This window comes from Clostridium sardiniense (assembly GCF_016907995.1).
GTDB lineage: Bacteria > Bacillota > Clostridia > Clostridiales > Clostridiaceae > Clostridium > Clostridium sardiniense.
Map to the genome: position 1 here is coordinate 1 of NZ_JAFBDA010000001.1, position 19,886 is coordinate 19,886.

Here is a 19,886-nt window from a genome sequence, read left to right on the forward strand (position 1 = left end):
AATTTCTAAATTTACACATATGACACATAAAGCTTAACTAACTTTATAATAAATTTAAATCTCCTGAAAGAAAATTGACAAAAAAATATGATATAATTAATGATAATATCAAGTTTTAGAAAGGTTAAAGAGGGCGATAATATATTTATGAAAGACGCATATATAGTGGATAGAAAAGAAGGCGAATATTATATTTTGGAAGCTCCAAGTGGAGAGATGATTAATGTTCATGAAAGTGAAGTCCATATGTCACCAAAAGATGGAGATGTATTATATAAAAAAGAAAATAAATACTATTATAGTAAAGAAATGACCAAGCAACGTAAGAATGATATTAAAGAGTTAATGAAAGGAATATGGGTGGAATAATGATCGAAGATCCAAATACATCACAAGATCAAAATATAGAAGAAGAAAAAAATGATGTAAAGATAACTGACTATACAATGAAAAGATCCGATAGAGGAAAGAAGCAAGTTAAAGAAAAGAAGAAGAATTTCTTTTTTGATTGGATTGTACCAGTTTTTATAGCAGTAGTTCTTGCTATATTGATAAATAATTTTTTAATCTTCAAGGTATATATCCCAAGTTCCTCAATGGTACCAACTTTAAAGGTTGGAGATCGACTTTTGGTAACTAGGGTTTATAATCCAGAAAAGTTACATAGGGGTGATATAGTTGTATTTGACTCTGATGAGCTTAATGAAACTGTAATAAAAAGACTTATAGGACTTCCAGGGGATTCAATCAAAATTGATGGAACAGCAGTCTATGTTAATGGGAAAAAGTTAGATGAACCATATGTAGAATATCCAATGGATTCATATGGAACTTATATAGTTCCGGAAGGTAAGTATTTTTTCTTAGGAGATAATAGAGCAAATTCTAATGATTCGCGTTTTTGGAAAAATCCTTATATAGATGGAAGTAAGATACAGGGAAAAGCCCAAATAAGGATTTATCCTTTTAATAACATAGGTTTTTTAGAGTAGAGAATTATACTAAAGAAAGAGGTGGATTAAATGGAACAGCAAAATAAAAAAAGAAATAAAGCTGGGATTATTTATTTTATAATAGCTCTAGCTATAATAATGTCTTTTAATTATGTTAGAGAAACATCTATGAATAAAGAGATTAGTTATACAGAGTTCCAGCAAATGGTTAAGGACAAACAAATTTCAAAAGTTATAATAACTAATGAGAATCTAATAATAACACCAAAGGATGATAATGAATTTAAAGGTAAAACTTTATATACTGCAAATATAAAAAATGATGATTTACTTAAAGAGTTAAATGCTTCAAATATTACTGTTACAGGACAAAATCCTAAACAATCACCAGTATTTGATTTATTACTTGTTTACGGATTACCAATACTTTTAATGTTCTTTGTATGGAGAATGTTATTCTCAAAGATGGCAGGTAAAATGGGTGGCGGAATGATGTCTATGGGCAAAAATAACGCCAAAGTTTACATGGAAGATGAAATTGGAGTTACTTTTAAGGATGTTGCAGGACAGGAAGAAGCTAAAGAATCACTAGAAGAGGTTATAGACTTCTTAAATGATCCAAGAAGATATACAGAAATAGGTGCTAAGCTTCCTAAAGGTGTCCTTTTAGTTGGACCTCCAGGAACAGGTAAAACATTACTTGCAAAGGCAGTAGCAGGAGAAGCAAAAGTGCCATTCTTCTCAATATCAGGTTCAAGCTTTGTTGAGATGTTTGTTGGTGCTGGTGCAAAAAGAGTTAGAGAATTATTTAAAGATGCTCAAGAAAAAGCTCCTTGTATCATATTTATAGATGAAATAGATGCCGTTGGTAAGAGTAGAGATAATCAATTACAAAGTAATGATGAAAGAGAGCAAACTCTTAATCAATTACTTTCAGAAATGGATGGATTCGACTCTTCAAAGGGTATAGTAATACTTGGTGCTACAAATAGACCTGAAATACTTGATAAAGCATTACTTAGACCAGGTAGATTTGATAGAAGAGTAATAGTTGATAGACCAGACTTCCCAGGAAGAGAGGCTATATTAAAAGTTCATGCTAAAGATATAAAACTTGGAGATGATGTAGATTTAGAAGAAATAGCAAAGAGTACTCCAGGAGCTGTCGGAGCTGATCTTGCAAACATAATGAATGAAGCAGCACTTAGAGCAGTTAGAGAAGGAAGAAAAGAAGTTATTCAAGCTGACTTAAGAGAAGCTGTTGAAGATATAATAGCAGGTAAAGAAAAGAAAGATAGAATTCTATCACCTAAAGAAAAGAAAGCTGTTGCTTTCCATGAAGTTGGGCATGCTTTAGTTGCAGCACTTTTAGATGGAGCAGACCCAGTTCATAAGATTACAATAGTTCCAAGAACAATGGGTGCACTTGGATATACTATGCAATTACCAGAAGAAGATAAATACTTAATTTCAAGAGAAGAGTTATTAAACCAAATTACAGTAATGCTTGGTGGAAGATCTGCTGAAGAGGAAGTATTTAATTTAGTTTCAACAGGAGCATCAAATGATATAGAAAGAGCAACGCAAACAGCTAGAAGTATGGTAACTGTTTATGGTATGGATAAGTTTGATATGATGGCTCTTGAATCAATACAAAATAGATATTTAGATGGTAGAGCAGTAAGAAATTGTAGTGAAGAGACTTCAACTATGATAGATAATGAAGTTTTAAAAATTATAAGAGAAGCTCATAAAAATGCTAGAAAGTTATTACATGATAATAGAGATCTTTTAGATGAGATATCAAATGTTCTTCTAGAAAAAGAAACAATCTTTGGTGATGAATTTATGGATATAGTATATAATAAATATCCAGAAATGAAAGTAAAAAAAGAAGAAGAAGAGAGAATAAAAGAAGAGGCTAGAAAAGAAGCTAAAATGCTTGCAGAAAGTAGAAAAGAAATTAAAAGGGAAGCTACTATTCTAAGTCTTGAAAAGATAGATGAAGATGGCGAAAGTGAAGCTGTAGTTACTAAAACTACAACAATAGACGAGAACAACGATGAGAGTTCTTCAAAAGAACAAGATGGTTCAGATAATCAATAATTTGAAAAAAAGGAGATGTAGCGCGCTTGAATAATAACCTAGATTTCCTAATGGAAGAACAGCATTTAGAGAATACTTTAAAGATATTAAATGAAGAGATATTAAATTATATAGAGAAAAGAAAATATATAACAGAATATATCGTAGACTATAGAAAAAAGGTTATAGAAGAATACAGAGATGATGAAGATAGGGTATTAGAGTATTTTGACCATGAAGCTTATGTAAAAGAGGAAGCTTATAAAAATATTGATAAAAAGCTTAGAGAATATACTATTCTTAAGGAGTCACCTTATTTTGGAAGGATAGACTTTATAGAAGATAGTACTCCAGAAGAGATCTATATTGGTAGATTCGGATTAACTAAAGAAGGAACATATGAGCCAGTTATAGTTGACTGGCGTGCTCCTATTGCATCACTATTTTATAAAGGAAGCCTTGGAAAATCATCATATGAGTCACCAGTTGGTGATATAGAAGCTGATATATTGGCAAGAAGACAGCTTATAGTTAAAAATAGTGAGCTTAAGGGAATATTTGATTCAGCAGTTGATGTAAAAGATGATATTCTTCAAATGGTTTTAACTAGCAATGCTGGAGAAAAGCTTAAGGATATAGTAATGACAATTCAAGAGGAGCAAGATGAAATCATAAGAGCTCCTAAAGATAAAGCTGTGGTAGTAAACGGAGTTGCAGGATCAGGTAAAACTACAATAGCACTTCATAGAATATCATATCTTTTATATAACTTTAGAAAGCAATTTGGTGATAAAGTACTTATCTTAGGGCCAAATGATATATTTATGGATTATATTGCTGGAGTCTTGCCTTCACTTGGAGAAGATGGAATAGATAATATGACATTTGAAGCTTTTGCAAGAAGAGAGATAGGACTAGAAGAAGATATAACTGAATTCTCTTATTATATAGAAGAAGCTATGAAAGGGAATGAAAAGGCTCTTGAAGAATATAAAGAAAAGAGCTCAAAAAGATTTGTTTCAAAGCTTGATGATATAGTTAATGATATGAATAGTACTTATTTTAATATTGAGCCAGTAAAATTCTTTGGAGAAGAAATAGTATCTAAAGATGAGATACAGGCTTTATTTACTGATCATTACGCATATATGCCTTTATTTAGAAGAAGTGAAAAGGTAAAGAGAATACTAACTTCAAAAATAAAGGATAAGAGAGATGAATTAGTTTGGAAATTAAATAAGGATATAGAAAAGAAGATAAGTGAATTAAGTGAAGATGATCTTATTTTTGAAAAGAATAATTTAGATTTCCAAAGAAGAATTAGAATAAGAGAAATAGTAAGAGAAGTAATGAATACTAGAGATAGAGTAGACGCGTGGTTATCACATGAAAGTATCCTTAGCATATATAAAGGGGCTACTAATACTGAGTTTTTAGGATATATGGATCTTGCAGGAATTCTTTATTTAATGATTAAATTAAATGGAAAGAAGACAAAGAAAGATTATAAACATCTTGTAATAGATGAAGCACAGGATTATAACTATATGCAATTTATGGTTTTAAAAGAGCTAACAGGATGTAATAGTTGTACAATAGTTGGAGATAGCAATCAAAGACTTATTGATACAAAAGAAATACCTGCAATGCTGAAATTAGATGAAGTATTTAAAGATAATGTCTTAGAGTTCTCATTAAATAAGAGTTATAGATCAACTCAAGAAATAATGGAATATGCAAGTAAATTTGTAGATGAGGATAGAATAGTACCATTAGTTAGAAATGGAGAAAAGGTTCTTGAAGAGGAAACTGAAAGTATTGAGGAGACAATTGATACAATAACTTCAATAATTGAAGATTATGAAGAAGAAGGTCTTGAAAGTATAGCAGTTATAACTAAAAAGAGAGAAGAACTTAAGGATATATCTCATAACTTAAAAGAAAAAGTCAAGATTCTTACCTTTGATAGAAATGATATAATTTATAGAGGAGGCAAGGTACTTGTTCCAGCTTACTTTGCTAAGGGATTAGAGTTTGATGGAGTAATAATATTAGAAGATGAAGAGGAAACTCCAAATCTTGTTAAATATATTATGTGTACTAGAGCACTTCATAGATTATCTGTTATAAAACAAAATAAAAAATAAAAGAGCCTGTAGGCTCTTTTTTTATTATCAAGAAACACATAAAAATCTAAGATTATATATATTACTTTTTAAACTGTTCAAACTCTAAGATAATTTCATCATAAATTTTATTTACCACATCAAAGTCCATATTATTAGCATAATGCTTTTCAAGTTTATCATGAAGAAGCTTTGCTTCAGTGATTAATGAAAGACCTTTATTTAATAATATATCAAATTCGCATCTATCAAAATCTAGTTCATCTTTATACTTATCAAGTTTATGTTTATTACATAGAGATGACATATCAAAAACCGTTCCGTTTATCTTAAGTTTTGATATTTCATTTTCAGTAAATACTCCGATGTTTTCCTCAGGTATAATAATGTGTTCAATATCATTAGGTAATAATGGATGATGATAGTACTCTACATAAAGATCTGATTTTTGAGCAGATTCTCCAATTGATTTTAAGATATTACTTTTAGAAAGTCCAGGCTCTCCTTTAAGTACAAATAAATTTTCAACAGAGCTTGCTAAATCTTCACCAAAAGAAACTATACCATTTGGAGTGAATGCTGTAGCAAAAGTATGTCTCTCTCCTCCAAAAGTAGATGATGATTTCTTTGGAAGAACTATACCTTTCACAGTTGCTTCAAATTTAACTAATAGATCTTTGTCTACTGAGTTATTATTAAGATTTCTCCAGTCTAAGTAGACTTTACTAGCTGAATTAAAGAAAGCATATGCTCTACTAAAACTTTCGCTTATATCTTTTCCGATATCTATTATTTCAGTCTTATGAGTAACTAAGTTTTTATGGTTAAGAGCTTGAGCTAAATCTATTATTTTATCCACGGCACCAGGGGTCACAGGATCAGTTGTATGGGGTGCAGTACCATCTAATATTGCAACCTTTAGTTCTTTAACTAGCATTGCATCTAGTGATTGATCATCTGAAGAACAATGGTATTCTTCTACAGTATAAGAATTAGATTTAAAATAAAAGGCTAATTTTTTCATTAAAGAAGATTTTCCAGTTCCAGGCCCTCCTTTTAAGCATATTATTTTATTAGCATTCTCTTGAGAAATTAGATTTTTAAATAACGAATAAAATCCTTGAGAGGTATTGTTTCCAAGAAACATGTGTCTATTCTTTGCTTTGCTCATAATGCCACCTTCTTACATATAATATATTCTAAATAATATATTATATATTGCCTTGAATATATTTGTTACTACAACAAAGTATACTGTACTTAGGAATGTTTACATGAATTGAAATTAAGTAAATATACATTATTTATGCATAAATACTTAAAAATAATGGGTAAAACGAAAAAAAATAAAAAATACTTGCATAAATATTAATATATGTTGTATACTTATAACAAGTTAAAAATGTAAATGAATTGAGGCACTTAAATAAAAAGGGGGATATAGATATGAAAAAAGGATTATTAAAAAAAATATTTGCGGTAGCAATAGTAGGAGTAATGGCATTTAGTATAGTAGCTTGTGGGGACAAGGCTAAGACAGATGAAGGAAATAAAAAGGAATTGGTAGTTGGACTAAGTGCAGATTATGCACCTTATGAATTTCATGCAATGGTAGATGGAAAAGATACAATTGTTGGGTTTGACGTTAAACTTGCTGAAGAGATAGCAAAAGATTTAGGAGCAACACTTAAAATTAAAGAAATGAAATTTGATTCACTTCTTGGGGCATTGCCAGCGGGACAAATTGATATGATAATTTCAGGAATGAATCCTGATCCAGAAAGAGCAAAAAAAGTAGACTTTTCAGATATATACTATACTGCACAACACTCTGTATTAGTAAAGAAGGAGGATGCAGCTAAATATAAAAAGACTGAGGATTTAAAGGATGCTAAGGTGGGAGCACAAATGGGATCAACTCAAGCAGATATAACTAAAGAGGTTATAAAAGCTAAGGATCCAACACTTTTATCTAATGTTAATAATTTGATATTAGAGCTTAAATCCGGTAAAATCGATGCTTTAGTCACTGAGAAACCAGTTGGAGAGATGGCAATTAAGAGTAATAATGATCTTGTATTGTCAGATATAGAATTTAAAGATGAATCAGGTGGAAATGCAGTTGCTGTTAAAAAAGGAAATAAAGAATTATTAGATCAAGTAAACAAGACAATAAAGAGATTAAAAGATAGTGGAGAACTTGATAAATTTATAGTTGAAGCTAACGAATTAGCTTCAAAACAAATACAACAAAAATAATATATGAAAAGAAATTTAAGATTGACGATGAATTAATTCATTGTCAATCTTATCTTAAAAAGGGGGCTTTAAAATGGGATATCAATTTGACTTTAGTTTTCTTCCACAATACTTTCCAGTATTTTTGGATGGAGCTAAGATGACATTAATTATATCACTTATATCAGTATGTTTTGGTACTGCATTTGGATCGGTTTTATATTTTATGAAAACTGTTAATTTTAAAATAGGTAAATTAAAGCCATTATTATGGATTGCAACTATTTATATAGAGATAGTTAGAGGAACACCGATGATATTACAAATCTTAATGGTGTATTCAGGATCAGCATTATTCTTTGGGTGGGATTTTAGTCCACTTACAGCAGCAGTTGTTGCGATTTCATTAAATTCAGCAGCTTATGTATCTGAGATTATAAGAGCAGGTATAGATGCTGTAGATAAAGGGCAGATGGAAGCTGCTAGAAGTTTAGGAATGACAAAGGTTCAATCTATGAAGATGGTTGTACTTCCACAAGCAGTTAAAAATATTATGCCAGCGGTAGGAAATGAATTTGTTGCAGTAATAAAAGAATCTTCAATGGCTTCATTTATTGGAGTTGGAGAGCTTATGTTTAGTGCAGATATAGTAAAAGGATCAGTTTATTTAGTTTTTGAACCACTTATGGTAATAGGTGTATTATACTTTATTATGACTTTCTCACTTGGAAGACTTATGGCATATTTTGAAAGGAGGCTGAAGGCTAGTGATATACGTTAAGGAACTTAGAAAATCTTTTGGCAAACATGAAGTTCTAAAAGGAATAAATGAAGAGATAAAGAAGGGAGAGGTTGTTGTTGTAATAGGGCCTTCAGGGTCAGGTAAAAGTACATTTTTAAGATGTTTAAATCTTTTAGAGCAGCCAACAAGTGGAGAAATAATATTTGAAGGAAATAATATTATAGATAAAAAGATTAATATAAATAAGATTAGAGAAAAGATGGGGATGGTATTCCAGCAATTTAATTTATTTCCACATAAAACTGTTATGGAAAATATAATAATGGCTCCAATGAACGTTAAAGGATGGAAAAAGGATGAGGCAACAAAGAAGGGCGAAGAACTGTTGGAAAAGGTTGGACTTCTTGAAAAGAAAGATGCTTATCCAAATTCACTATCAGGTGGGCAAAAACAAAGAATAGCAATTGCAAGAGCATTAGCTATGGAGCCTGACGTAATGTTATTTGATGAACCTACATCAGCTTTAGATCCTGAAATGGTTGGAGAAGTTTTAAGTGTAATGAAATCTCTTGCAAATGATGGAATGACAATGATTATAGTTACGCATGAAATGGGATTTGCAAAGGAAGTTGGGGATAGGATTATTTTTATGGATGAAGGTAATATAGTAGAGAGCGGAAGTCCTGAAGAAATATTTAATAATACTAAAAATCAAAGAACTATAAGTTTTTTATCTAAAGTTTTATAGATATATGTATAAATAAAAAATTATAAGTATAAATAGAGAGAAAAAAAACTCTCTATTTATATTAATTATAAAAAATTAAAAAAATATTAAAAAAGTGGTTGAAATTGTAAAGGAAAGATGGTATTCTTAATTCAAGGAAACGTTTTCTAAGGTGAAAACTAATAAAATGACATTTTTTATTTTGAACCTTTTGGAAAGGATTCCAAAGTAAAAAGAATTTATATTAGTTTAGAGGCGTTATATAGATAATAATTTTTTTAAGTTAATTGGAAAGGTTTCCAGATTTGATTGGGAGGTTTAATATGGCTGGAGTTATTTTAAAAGATGTTTATAAAATTTATGAAAATGGATTTAATGCAGTAAAAGATTTTAATCTAGAGATAAAGGATAAAGAGTTTGTAGTGTTTGTTGGTCCATCAGGATGTGGGAAATCAACAACATTAAGAATGATTGCAGGACTTGAAGATATAAGCAAAGGTGATATGTATATTGGCGATAAGCTTGTAAACGATTCACCGCCCAAAGATAGAGATATAGCAATGGTATTCCAAAATTATGCACTATATCCTCATATGTCAGTATATGAAAATATGGCATTTGGATTGAAACTTAGAAAGGTTTCAAAAGATGAAATAGATGAAAAGGTTAAAGCAGCAGCAAAGATTTTGGATATAGAGCATCTATTAGATAGAAAACCGAAGGCACTTTCAGGTGGACAAAGACAAAGAGTTGCCATGGGAAGAGCAATAGTTAGAAACCCGCAAGTATTCTTAATGGACGAGCCTCTTTCAAATTTAGATGCAAAACTTAGAGTTCAAATGAGAATAGAGATATCAAAATTATATAAAGAACTAGATACTACTTTTATATATGTAACACATGACCAAACAGAAGCTATGACACTTGGAACTAGAATTGTTGTTATGAAGGATGGAGAAATTCAACAAGTTGCAACTCCAACTGAGATATATAACAATCCTGTAAATATGTTTGTAGCTGGATTTATAGGAAATCCACAAATGAATTTCTTGTATGGTAGTGCAGAATTTAAAAATGATAAATCTTATATAAAGATAAATGATATAGGAGTAGAGTTATCAAAAGAGAATACGGAAAAATTAAAACAAATTAAAAAAGATAAAATAGATTTAATAATTGGAATAAGACCAGAAAAAATATTATACATGCCTGAAGATATGGAAAAAGAAAATATCTTAAAATTTGAAGGTGTAGTTGAATTAACTGAGAACTTAGGTGGAGAAGTATTCATTCACGTAAAAGTTCAAGATAGAAATATCGTTATAAAAGCAAAGGGTGGCACAGAGAAGGCCATAGGAGAAAAGTTAGAAATAGCATTTGATATCAATGATATACATGCTTTTGATAAAGAAACTCAAATAACTATTTTCTAAGATTTTTGATAAAAGTATTATTGATTTTTGGAGGGATTAACATGGTTAAAAAGAAACTTATTGCTTGCCTTATGGCTGTAGTAGTAACAGGATCATTATTCGTAGGGTGCGGAGGATCAAAAGAAGCCTCAACAAAAGGACAAGAAATAACTATTTGGACAAAAGTAAAAGAAGATGAAATGAAGGTTATTGAGGATTCAGCTAAGAAATGGGCAGAAAGTACAGGAAATACCGTAAAAGTAGTAAATGATGAAGGTGAATTCCAAGATTATTTACAAGCTGCAAACTCAAGTAAAGGACCAGATGTATATATAGGTATGCCTCACGATAATCTAGCAACATTTAAAGAAGCTGGTTTATTAGAAGAAGTACCAGATGGAAAATTTGATAAGAGTAAATACACAAGTGATAGTGTTTGGGATGCAACAGCATTTGATGGAAAGAATTATGCAGTACCTTTAGCACAAGAGACAGTAGCATTATTCTACAATAAAGATAAGGTTAAAGAAGCACCTAAGACTATGGATGAATTAGTTAAAGTAGCAAAAGAAAATAACAATGGATTCCAAATTGATTTAGGAAACTTCTATATAACAGGCGGAATTATTCAATCATATGGTGGATATATATTTGGTGGAAAACCAGGAAATTATGATCCAAATGATATAGGATTAGATAATAAGGGAGCACAAGAAGGATATCAATTCTTACAAGATTTAGTATTAAAAGATAAATTAATGCCAGCTGATATAACTGGTGATATTGCATCATCAAACTTTAAAGATGGTAAGTCAGCCTTCTATATTTCAGGACCATGGGATATAGCTCAATTTGAAAAAGCAGGAATGAACTTTGGTGTAGCTAAAGTTCCAACAATAAAGGGTGAAGGATATAAATCATTCTTAGGTGTACAAACCGCTATAGTAAGTTCAAAATCAAAGAATAAAGACTTATCATGGGATCTATTAAAATACATTGTTGATAATGAAGGAGAAGCATTATTTAAAGCAGGTAACAGAATACCAGTATTAAAAGATGTTTTAAATTCACAAGCTGTTAAAGATAATAAATACTTCCAAGGATTTATAGATCAAGCTAAGACAGCTGTACCTATGCCAAATATCTTACAAATGCAAGCTGTATGGAATGCAACTAGCCAAATCACAAGATTATACAAAGGTGAAAGCCCAGCTACAGTAGGAAAAGATGTTGTTAGTGCAATTAAAAAAGGTATTGAAACACAAGGACAATAATATCTAAGACGGGGGAGGGAAGGTAGGAACTTCTCTCCCTTATTAATTTAAGGAGTGAATATAGTGAGCAAGAAAAAGATAACATATAAAGATAACCTAAGAGCTTTAAAGTTTATGTCGCCGTCACTAATAAGTATGATTATATTAACTGTACTTCCGATTATATGTACTATAGTAATAGCATTTACAAATTATAATATAAAAACACTTAATACAGGATGGAAGTTTGTTGGACTTAAAAACTTTGCAGATATTATAACAGGTCCACTAAAAGAAATATTCTTACCTGTATTTGGATGGACAATAGTCTCAACAACAATAATAACTTTTGGTGGTTTTTTTGTTGGATTAATATATGCATTAATTCTATCAAATAAGAATATGAAGGAATCAGCTATATATAAAGCTTTTTTAGTAATACCTTGGGCATTACCAGCAACTATAGTTATAATTTCTTTCACAGGACTTTTAAATAGCCAATATGGAGCTATAAATGGAATATTAATGAATCTTCATATAATAGCAGAACCTATCATGTGGCTTACAGAGCCATGGGCAGCAAGAACAGCAATAGTACTTATAAGTATTTGGCTTGGTTTCCCATATATGATGAATGTATGTATAGGAGCTCTTGCAGCAATTCCTGAAACATATTATGAAGCAGCAAGTATAGATGGCGCAACACCTGTACAAAAGTTCTTTAAAATAACACTACCATCTCTTGCAAATACTGCATTTCCACTTTTAATCGGATCATGGTCATTTAATTTTGGTAACTTTACAGCAGCATACCTTTTATTAGGTGGTGGACCAGTAAGACCAGATTCACCATTTGCAGGTTATACTGATGTACTTGGATCAGCAGCTTACAAAATGACAATTCAATTTGGAAGATTTGATTTAGGGGCAGCACTTTCAATAATACTATTCATAATAGTAGGAACTATAGCATTTGTTCAAATGAAAGCATCTGGCCAATTTAAAGAGGTGGATTAATATGATGAGTTTAAATAAGAATAAGAAATATAAGCATAAGAGAAGATTAACTAAACCTGAAAAAGTTACGCTTTTGATAAGTAGAATATTTATTTGGCTTAGTATAGCAGTAGTATTATTCCCAGTGCTTGCAATAGTTACTGCATCACTTTCAGAAGGTACAAGCTTTACACAAAGCAGTATAATACCAAGTAAGATAACATTTGAAAATTATGCATTTGTACTTAAGGAAACTGATTTCTTATTATGGGTATGGAATACATTTAAAGTATGTCTATTTGTTGCATTAGCTCAAGTTTTAATGACATTACCAGCAGCTTATACATTTAGTAGATTAAGATTTACTGGTAAAAAGTATAGTCTTATGTTCCTTTTAATACTTCAAATGTTCCCAGCTTCTATGGCATTACCTGCTATTTTAGGAGTTGCATACAAGCTTCCATGGGGAATGGATAATCTATGGTTCTTAGTTCTTGTAATGTGTGGTGCTAGTGCTTATAATATCTGGCTTATGAAAGGATATATTCAAGGATTACCTAAAGAACTTGATGAATCAGCTCTTGTTGATGGAGCAACACATGGACAAATATTTAGAAAAATAATATTACCATTAACTAAACCAATGCTTGTAGTTATATTCTTCTTTTCATTCATTGGAACATTTGGTGAATTTATTTTATCAGCAGCATTACTTAAAGATCCAAGCGTTAAAACTTTAGTAATAGGATTAAAATCATTCATGGATAGTGGTGTTTCAGCAAACTGGACTGCATATGCAGCAGCATCAGTAATGGCAACAATTCCACTTGCAATAATGTTTGCAGCAATTCAAAAATTTGTATCAAAAGGATTAGTTGCAGGAGCAGTTAAAGAATAATATACGTTAAAGTTTTAGGAGGATGTTATGAATAAGCAAGCTATTTATCATATACCAGATGTACCTTATGCATATGCAATTGATAAAGATACCTTAAGAATAACATTAAGAGTTGCAAAAGATGATATTAAAGAGGTTAAACTTTATTATAGGTGTCGATATGATTTTAAAAGTCCATATGAGACAGTTAAGATGAATTTATTTGAAGATAATAATCTTATAGAAATATATTCAGCGGATATAAAGGTATTTAGAAATAGATATAGATACTATTTTGAAATTACAGATTTAGAGGGAAAGATCCATTATTATGATGAACGTGGATATAGAGAGAATATAGGGAATAAAGAAGCAGACCTTATACCATTTCAATATGCATATATAGGAGAAGCTGATGTCTATGAAGAATCAAAATGGCTTCAAGAAGCAGTTGTTTATCAAATTTTTCCTGATAGATTTTGTAACGGTAATAAAGAAAACGATCCTAAAGGAATAAAAAAATGGGGAGATAAGGTTGATACTAAATCAATATTTGGTGGAGATTTAAAAGGAATAATTAACAAGATTGATTATCTAAAAGATCTTGGAGTAAATCTTATATATATGACCCCAATATTTATGTCTCCAAGTAATCATAAATACAATATAAATGATTATTATAAAATTGATCCACAGTTTGGAGATAAAGAGGATTTAAAAAATCTAGTTAAGAAGGCACATGAGAATGGCATTAAAGTTATATTAGATGGAGTATTTAATCACACAGGAGATGAATTCTTTGCATTTAAAGATATACTTAGAAATGGAAAGGATTCCGAATATAGAGATTGGTATCATATAGATAAATTGCCTATAGATCAAGATAAAGTGAATTACTATACATTTGCAAATGATGTTAAGAATATGCCAAAACTTAATACTAATAATGAGAAGGTTCGTAAATACTTTATTGATGTAGCTAAGTATTGGATTAAAGAAGTAGATATAGATGGATGGAGATTCGATGTTTGTGATGAAGTAGATCATAGATTTTGGAGAGAGATGAGAGTTGGAATAAAAGAGGTAAAAAGAGATGCAGTTCTTATTGGAGAAATCATGCATGAAGCAGTATCTTTCTTAAGAGGAGAGCAACTTGATTCCATTATGAATTATCCATTTAAACATGCTATGGTTGATTTCTTTGCAAAAGGAACTATAGATGCAAAAGAATTAAATGATGCACTTTCAATGAATAGATACATTTATATGGAAAGTATAACAAGACAACTTTGGAATCTATTTGGAAGTCATGATACAGCTAGATTTTTAACAGAATGCAAGAATGATATTCAAAAAATGAAACTTGCTATAGCATTCCAATTTACCTATCTTGGTGTTCCATATATTTATTATGGAGACGAAGTTGGAATAGATGGTGGAGATGATCCACAGTGCAGAAAATGTATGCCATGGGAAGAAGAAAATCAAAATAAAGAAGTCTTAGATCATTATAAAGATCTTATAAAAATAAGAAAAGAAAATAAATCATTAATTCATGGCGACTATAAGTGCCTACATGAAGAAGGTAATGTAATTTCTTTTAGAAGAAGATTATATGATGAAGAAACTATTGTAATTATAAACAATGATGAAAAAATATCAGAAATTTCTTTAAATATAAAAGGAAATTATATAGATATGTGTAATAATATTACTATAAATTGTAATGATAAAATTATAGTAAAGCCTTTATCATATATAATTTTAAAGAAGAAATAATACAAGGTTTGAGAGGACGTAAGACATGAATATTAATGATATAGCTAAAATTGCTGGAGTTGGAGTTGGAACTGTTTCAAGAGTTATAAATAATCATCCAGATGTAAAAGATGAGACTAGAAAGAGAATAAAGAAAATAATAAAAGATAGTAATTATATACCTAATAATAGTGCGAGGAATTTAAAGAAATCTAATTCTAATACCATTGGAGTTTTAGTGAGAGGGGTATTCAATCCGTTTTTCTCAGAAATGATAGATGTAATAAGTAAAAGAATAACTAAAAATGGATGTACTATGGTACTTAGACATACGGACTATTCAGCTAGTGGTACAGCAGAAGTCAGAAATTTAATAGAACTTGAAAAAGAAAGAAAGCTTCAAGGGATAATATATTTAGGATGCGATATAAAAGAAGTTTGCGAAGATACTTTTAAGGATATAAATATTCCTTTAGTATTAGCATCTACAAACTGTACTTATGATACAGATGCTAATAATTTTTCTTCAATAGGTATAAAACAAGCAGAATCAGCTTTTAATGCAACTAAATATTTAATAGATACAGGACATAAGAATATTGCAATTATTCTTGGATTGAAAGAAGATGCTGGACTTGGATCAGAAAGATTACTAGGATATATTGATGCATTAAATAAAAATGGAATAGAAGTTAAAGATGAATATAAAGTATATGGTAAATATAGTGCAAAAGGTGCTTATGATGTTACAGAAGAACTTATAAAAAATAATAAAGAAATAGATGCAATCTTTTGTATATCGGATATTATGGCAACTGGATGTGTAAAAGCTTTAATTGATAATAATATTAAAGTTGGAGATGAGATATCGGTACTTGGATTTGATGGTATGGATATAGCAGAATTTTATAACCCTTCAATAACTACAATAGTACAGCCAAGAAGAGAGATGGCAGAACAAAGTGTAGATATGTTATTTGATTTAATAAAGAACAATTCAGAAAATAAGCATGTAGTACTAGACACTAAATTAGTTGAAAGAGAATCTTGTAAAAGAATATAGTTTAGAGAGTGATGTGAGAATATATGAAGATAAGAAAATTTTCTTTTGGAAAGATAGTAGATTGTAATTCTGTTATTAAAGATATAAAGACAGAAAATGGGAAAATACCATACTTTTTTAATGAGAATGGTAAGTTAACACTTAAATTTAAAAAAGAAGATTTGGTTTATGGTCTTGGAGAAAATGTTAGAGGCATAAATAAAAGAGGTTGGATATTTGAAAGTTATTGTTCAGATGATCCAAATCACGCTCAGGATAAAAGATCACTATATGGAGCTCATAATTTCTTAATTATACATGGAGTAGATAGAAGTTTTGGAGTACTTATAGATACACCAGCTAAAGTAAAATTTGATGTTGGATATTCTAATAATGAAAAATTATATATTGATGTAGAAGGAAATAACTACGATTTATATATAATAGATGGTGATAATTTAAATGATATTTCAAGAGAATTTAGAGCACTTATAGGAGAAAGTTATGTTCCTCCAAAGTGGGCTTTTGGATATCAACAAAGTAGATGGAGTTATAAGGATGAAGAGGAAGTTAGAACTCTTGGTGATAAATTTAGAGAAAAGAATATTCCTATAGATTGCATATATTTAGATATAGACTATATGGAAAGATTTAAAAATTTCACAGTAAATAGAGAAGCATTTCCAAACTTTGAAGAGATGGTATCTGATATGAAAAAGGATGGAATAAGACTAATCCCTATAATAGACGCAGGAGTTAAGATTGAAGATGGATATGATATTTATGAAGAGGGTGTAGAAAAAGGTTACTATTGCAAAGATAAAGATGGAAAACCTTTTGTAGCAGCAGTATGGCCAGGAAGAGTTCATTTTCCAGACTTCTTAAATAGCGAAGCAAGGCTTTGGTTTGGAAAGAAGTATAAATGGTTAGTAGATAAGGGAATAGATGGTTTTTGGAATGATATGAATGAACCAGCTATATTCTATTCAGAAGAAGGACTAAAAAAGGCCTATGAAAAAGTAGAAGAAAGTAAAAATAAGAATTTAGATATCTATAGTTTCTTTGCATTAAAAGATGCATTTACAGGACTAAGTAATAGCCAAGCAGATTATAATAGTTTCTATCATAATATGGATGGAAATATAATAAAGCATAACGATGTTCATAATTTATTTGGTCATAATATGACAAGATCAGCAGCAGAAGGTTTAGAAAGTATTGATAGTAATAAAAGATTTTTATTATTCTCAAGAGCATCATCAATAGGCATGCATAGATATGGAGGTATTTGGACTGGAGATAATACATCACTTTGGGAGCATTTAGAGATGAATGTAAAAATGATGCCAAATTTAAATATGTGTGGTTATCTTTATACCGGAGCTGATACAGGTGGTTTTGGAGGAAATTGTACTGAGGACTTAATGAAGAGATGGTTCCAATTTAGCATATTTACTCCGTTATTTAGAAATCATTCAGCTATGGGAACAAGAAAGCAAGAACCATTTGCTTTGGGAGAAGAAACAGAGGGGATACTTAAGAAGCTTATAGAATTTAGATATGGATTTATTCCTTATTTATATAGTGAGTATATGAAGGCAGCAATAAATAATGAACTTATGTTTAAGCCGTTAAGTTTTGATTATAATGATGAAATTTCAAGAGGTGTAGAAGATCAAATACTTTTAGGTGATTCATTAATGCTTGCACCAATTATTAAGCAAAATGCTAAAGGTAGATATGTATATTTACCAGAAGACATGCTTATGGCGAAGGCAAAATCATTAGATGAAATTAATTATGAGGTAATGACTAAAGGACATTATTATATAGAAGCTGATATTGATGAATTTATATTCTTTATAAGAAAAGATAAGATACTAATTTTAGGAGATTCAGCAAAGAATGTAGAAAGTATAAAGAATGAAGAATTAGATGTTACAGTATTCTTAGAAGATAGAGCAAACTATATGCTTTATGACGATGATGGAAAGTCAAAAGAGTATATAAAAGGTGTCTATAATAACATTAATATAGAAATAAAGAATGAAGATGGAGATATTAATGTAAATTGTGAAGTTAAAGGACAAACTAATGTAAAGAAACTAAATATTACAGTAATATCAAAGGATAAGGATAACATTAAAAAGTGTTATGAATTTTAGGAGGATATAAAAATTATGAGAAAGAGAAGTAGTGGGATATTAATGCATATCTCTTCTCTCAATGGAAAATTCGGAATCGGTTCCATGGGAGAAGAAGCTTATGAATTTGTAGATTTTCTTGTAGCAGCAGGTCAAAAGTACTGGCAGATACTACCCCTTGGTCATACTAGCTATGGGGATTCACCTTATCAATGTTTTTCAGCTTTTGCTGGAAACCCACATTTTATAGATTTTAAAATATTATGTGACGAAGGACTTCTTAAAGAGGAAGATTATATTGATAAAAATTTTGGAGATGATCTAGAGGTTGTAGATTACGGACTAATATTTGAACTTAGAAATGAAATTCTTAAAAAAGCATTTGAAAACTTTAAGAGTAAAAAGTTAAATGGATATCAAGAATTTAGATATAAAAGATTTAAAGAAGAAAATAAATTCTGGCTTGAAGATTATAGCTCATATATGGCTATAAAAGAAAGCTTTGGCTTAGTTTCATGGCAAGAGTGGGATGAAGATATAAAAAATAGGGAAGAAAAAACTCTTAATAAATACAAAAAAGAGCTTAAAGATGAGATAGAATATTATAACTTTATCCAATTCATATTCTTTAAACAATGGAATGAGCTTAAAGAATATGCAAATTATAATGGAGTAGAAATAATAGGTGATATTCCAATATATGTTGCAGAAGATAGTGCTGATATGTGGAGTAATCCAAAGATGTTTAAAGTTGATGAAGATAATACGCCAAAATTTGTAGCAGGATGTCCGCCAGATGCTTTTGCAGTAACAGGTCAATTATGGGGAAATCCAATATATGATTGGGATGCTATGGATAAAGACGGATATAAATGGTGGATTCTTAGAATAAGAGAAAGCTTAAAGCTTTATGACATGGTCAGAATAGATCACTTTAGAGGTTTTGAATCTTACTGGGAAGTACCTTATGGAGATGAAACAGCAGTAAATGGAGAATGGGTCAAAGGACCTGGAATTAAATTATTTAATGCAATTAAAGAAGCTTTAGGAGATGTAAATATAATTGCAGAAGATTTAGGATTTATGACAAATGAGGTAATAGAATTTAGAAATGAAAGTGGATTTCCTGGAATGAAAGTACTTCAATTTGGATTTGGTGGGGAAGATAGTACTGATTTACCTCATAATTATATAAATAATTCTGTAGCTTATACAGGAACTCATGATAATGATACAGTACTCGGATGGTTTGAAAATAATACTTCAAAAAAAGAAATTAAAAAAGCGAAGAAGTACTTATCATTAAATGAAGAAGAGGGAGTAAGTTTTGGTTTTATAAGAGGTATTTGGAGTTCAGTAAGCTTTTTATCAGTAGCTACTATGCAAGATTTATTAGACCTTGGTAGTGAAGCTAGAATGAATATACCTTCAACTCTAGGTGGAAACTGGGAGTGGAGAATAAAACCAGGACAACTAACTGATGAACTAGCAAAAAAAATATACGATTTAACAAAGTTATATGGGAGGCTATAA

Annotated in this window: 16 protein-coding genes; 15 read left to right on the plus strand and 1 reads right to left on the minus strand. The window is 30.2% G+C overall.

The window, feature by feature from the left end; all coding sequences use genetic code 11:
- Positions 1-147 precede the first annotated feature (147 nt).
- From JOC62_RS00005 to JOC62_RS00020, 4 genes are all read left to right on the plus strand, one after another.
- Positions 148-369, plus strand: coding sequence for a DUF3006 domain-containing protein (locus JOC62_RS00005; RefSeq protein ID WP_204593105.1), 222 nt, complete (start codon positions 148-150; stop codon positions 367-369).
- 77 nt (positions 370-446) lie between these two features.
- Positions 447-992, plus strand: a complete 546-nt coding sequence (lepB, locus tag JOC62_RS00010; RefSeq protein ID WP_204593537.1) for a signal peptidase I — start codon at positions 447-449, stop codon at positions 990-992.
- 30 nt (positions 993-1,022) lie between these two features.
- Complete coding sequence (gene ftsH, locus JOC62_RS00015; protein WP_204593106.1) at positions 1,023-3,059, plus strand: ATP-dependent zinc metalloprotease FtsH; 2,037 nt, start codon at positions 1,023-1,025, stop codon at positions 3,057-3,059.
- A 26-nt stretch (positions 3,060-3,085) separates the two neighbouring features.
- Complete coding sequence (locus tag JOC62_RS00020; protein WP_204593107.1) at positions 3,086-5,185, plus strand: HelD family protein; 2,100 nt, start codon at positions 3,086-3,088, stop codon at positions 5,183-5,185.
- A gap of 61 nt (positions 5,186-5,246) precedes the next feature.
- On the opposite strand, the gene JOC62_RS00025 is transcribed toward JOC62_RS00020, so the two are convergent.
- Positions 5,247-6,335, minus strand: coding sequence for a P-loop domain-containing protein (locus JOC62_RS00025; RefSeq protein ID WP_204593108.1), 1,089 nt, complete (start codon positions 6,333-6,335; stop codon positions 5,247-5,249).
- 275 nt (positions 6,336-6,610) lie between these two features.
- Between JOC62_RS00025 and JOC62_RS00030 the strand changes: the two genes are divergently transcribed.
- The 11 genes from JOC62_RS00030 (at position 6,611) to malQ (ending at position 19,886) form a co-directional block, all read left to right on the plus strand.
- Positions 6,611-7,423 carry a transporter substrate-binding domain-containing protein gene (locus JOC62_RS00030; protein ID WP_204593109.1) on the plus strand — a complete coding sequence of 271 codons (813 nt, stop codon included), beginning with the start codon at positions 6,611-6,613 and terminating at the stop codon, positions 7,421-7,423.
- Between the two features lie 73 nt (positions 7,424-7,496).
- A complete protein-coding gene (locus JOC62_RS00035; protein WP_204593110.1) occupies positions 7,497-8,183 on the plus strand; it encodes an amino acid ABC transporter permease in 687 nt (228 codons plus the stop codon).
- Complete coding sequence (locus JOC62_RS00040; RefSeq protein ID WP_204593111.1) at positions 8,170-8,892, plus strand: ATP-binding cassette domain-containing protein; 723 nt, start codon at positions 8,170-8,172, stop codon at positions 8,890-8,892. Before JOC62_RS00035 ends, JOC62_RS00040 begins: the two co-directional genes overlap by 14 nt.
- A gap of 302 nt (positions 8,893-9,194) precedes the next feature.
- Complete coding sequence (locus JOC62_RS00045) at positions 9,195-10,304, plus strand: ABC transporter ATP-binding protein (protein ID WP_204593112.1); 1,110 nt, start codon at positions 9,195-9,197, stop codon at positions 10,302-10,304.
- A gap of 41 nt (positions 10,305-10,345) precedes the next feature.
- The gene (locus JOC62_RS00050; RefSeq protein WP_204593113.1) at positions 10,346-11,557 is read left to right on the plus strand and encodes a sugar ABC transporter substrate-binding protein; all 1,212 of its coding nucleotides are present in this window, start codon (positions 10,346-10,348) and stop codon (positions 11,555-11,557) included.
- A 114-nt stretch (positions 11,558-11,671) separates the two neighbouring features.
- Positions 11,672-12,553 carry a carbohydrate ABC transporter permease gene (locus JOC62_RS00055; RefSeq protein WP_204593538.1) on the plus strand — a complete coding sequence of 294 codons (882 nt, stop codon included), beginning with the start codon at positions 11,672-11,674 and terminating at the stop codon, positions 12,551-12,553.
- Position 12,554: 1 nt separating this feature from the next.
- The gene (locus JOC62_RS00060) at positions 12,555-13,430 is read left to right on the plus strand and encodes a sugar ABC transporter permease (protein ID WP_204593114.1); all 876 of its coding nucleotides are present in this window, start codon (positions 12,555-12,557) and stop codon (positions 13,428-13,430) included.
- Between the two features lie 27 nt (positions 13,431-13,457).
- Positions 13,458-15,188 (plus strand): glycoside hydrolase family 13 protein, encoded by a 1,731-nt coding sequence (locus JOC62_RS00065; protein WP_204593115.1) that lies wholly within the window; start codon positions 13,458-13,460, stop codon positions 15,186-15,188.
- A 25-nt stretch (positions 15,189-15,213) separates the two neighbouring features.
- Positions 15,214-16,230 (plus strand): LacI family DNA-binding transcriptional regulator, encoded by a 1,017-nt coding sequence (locus JOC62_RS00070; RefSeq protein ID WP_204593116.1) that lies wholly within the window; start codon positions 15,214-15,216, stop codon positions 16,228-16,230.
- A gap of 23 nt (positions 16,231-16,253) precedes the next feature.
- The gene (locus JOC62_RS00075; protein ID WP_204593117.1) at positions 16,254-18,374 is read left to right on the plus strand and encodes a TIM-barrel domain-containing protein; all 2,121 of its coding nucleotides are present in this window, start codon (positions 16,254-16,256) and stop codon (positions 18,372-18,374) included.
- Between the two features lie 15 nt (positions 18,375-18,389).
- Entirely contained in the window at positions 18,390-19,886 is a 1,497-nt protein-coding gene (malQ, locus tag JOC62_RS00080) for a 4-alpha-glucanotransferase (RefSeq protein WP_204593118.1), read from the plus strand.

Excerpts from the sequence above, each read along its gene's own strand:
- JOC62_RS00045 (WP_204593112.1), top strand. The coding sequence starts at position 9,195 with ATGGCTGGAGTTATTTTAAAAGATGTTTATAAAATTTATGAAAATGGA.
- lepB (WP_204593537.1), top strand. The coding sequence starts at position 447 with ATGAAAAGATCCGATAGAGGAAAGAAGCAAGTTAAAGAAAAGAAGAAG.
- ftsH (WP_204593106.1), top strand. The coding sequence starts at position 1,023 with ATGGAACAGCAAAATAAAAAAAGAAATAAAGCTGGGATTATTTATTTT.
- malQ (WP_204593118.1), top strand. The coding sequence starts at position 18,390 with ATGAGAAAGAGAAGTAGTGGGATATTAATGCATATCTCTTCTCTCAAT.
- JOC62_RS00055 (WP_204593538.1), top strand. The coding sequence starts at position 11,672 with ATGTCGCCGTCACTAATAAGTATGATTATATTAACTGTACTTCCGATT.
- JOC62_RS00060 (WP_204593114.1), top strand. The coding sequence starts at position 12,555 with ATGATGAGTTTAAATAAGAATAAGAAATATAAGCATAAGAGAAGATTA.
- JOC62_RS00070 (WP_204593116.1), top strand. The coding sequence starts at position 15,214 with ATGAATATTAATGATATAGCTAAAATTGCTGGAGTTGGAGTTGGAACT.
- JOC62_RS00050 (WP_204593113.1), top strand. The coding sequence starts at position 10,346 with ATGGTTAAAAAGAAACTTATTGCTTGCCTTATGGCTGTAGTAGTAACA.
- JOC62_RS00035 (WP_204593110.1), top strand. The coding sequence starts at position 7,497 with ATGGGATATCAATTTGACTTTAGTTTTCTTCCACAATACTTTCCAGTA.
- JOC62_RS00025 (WP_204593108.1), bottom strand. The coding sequence starts at position 6,335 with ATGAGCAAAGCAAAGAATAGACACATGTTTCTTGGAAACAATACCTCT.
- JOC62_RS00030 (WP_204593109.1), top strand. The coding sequence starts at position 6,611 with ATGAAAAAAGGATTATTAAAAAAAATATTTGCGGTAGCAATAGTAGGA.
- JOC62_RS00005 (WP_204593105.1), top strand. The coding sequence starts at position 148 with ATGAAAGACGCATATATAGTGGATAGAAAAGAAGGCGAATATTATATT.
- JOC62_RS00065 (WP_204593115.1), top strand. The coding sequence starts at position 13,458 with ATGAATAAGCAAGCTATTTATCATATACCAGATGTACCTTATGCATAT.
- JOC62_RS00075 (WP_204593117.1), top strand. The coding sequence starts at position 16,254 with ATGAAGATAAGAAAATTTTCTTTTGGAAAGATAGTAGATTGTAATTCT.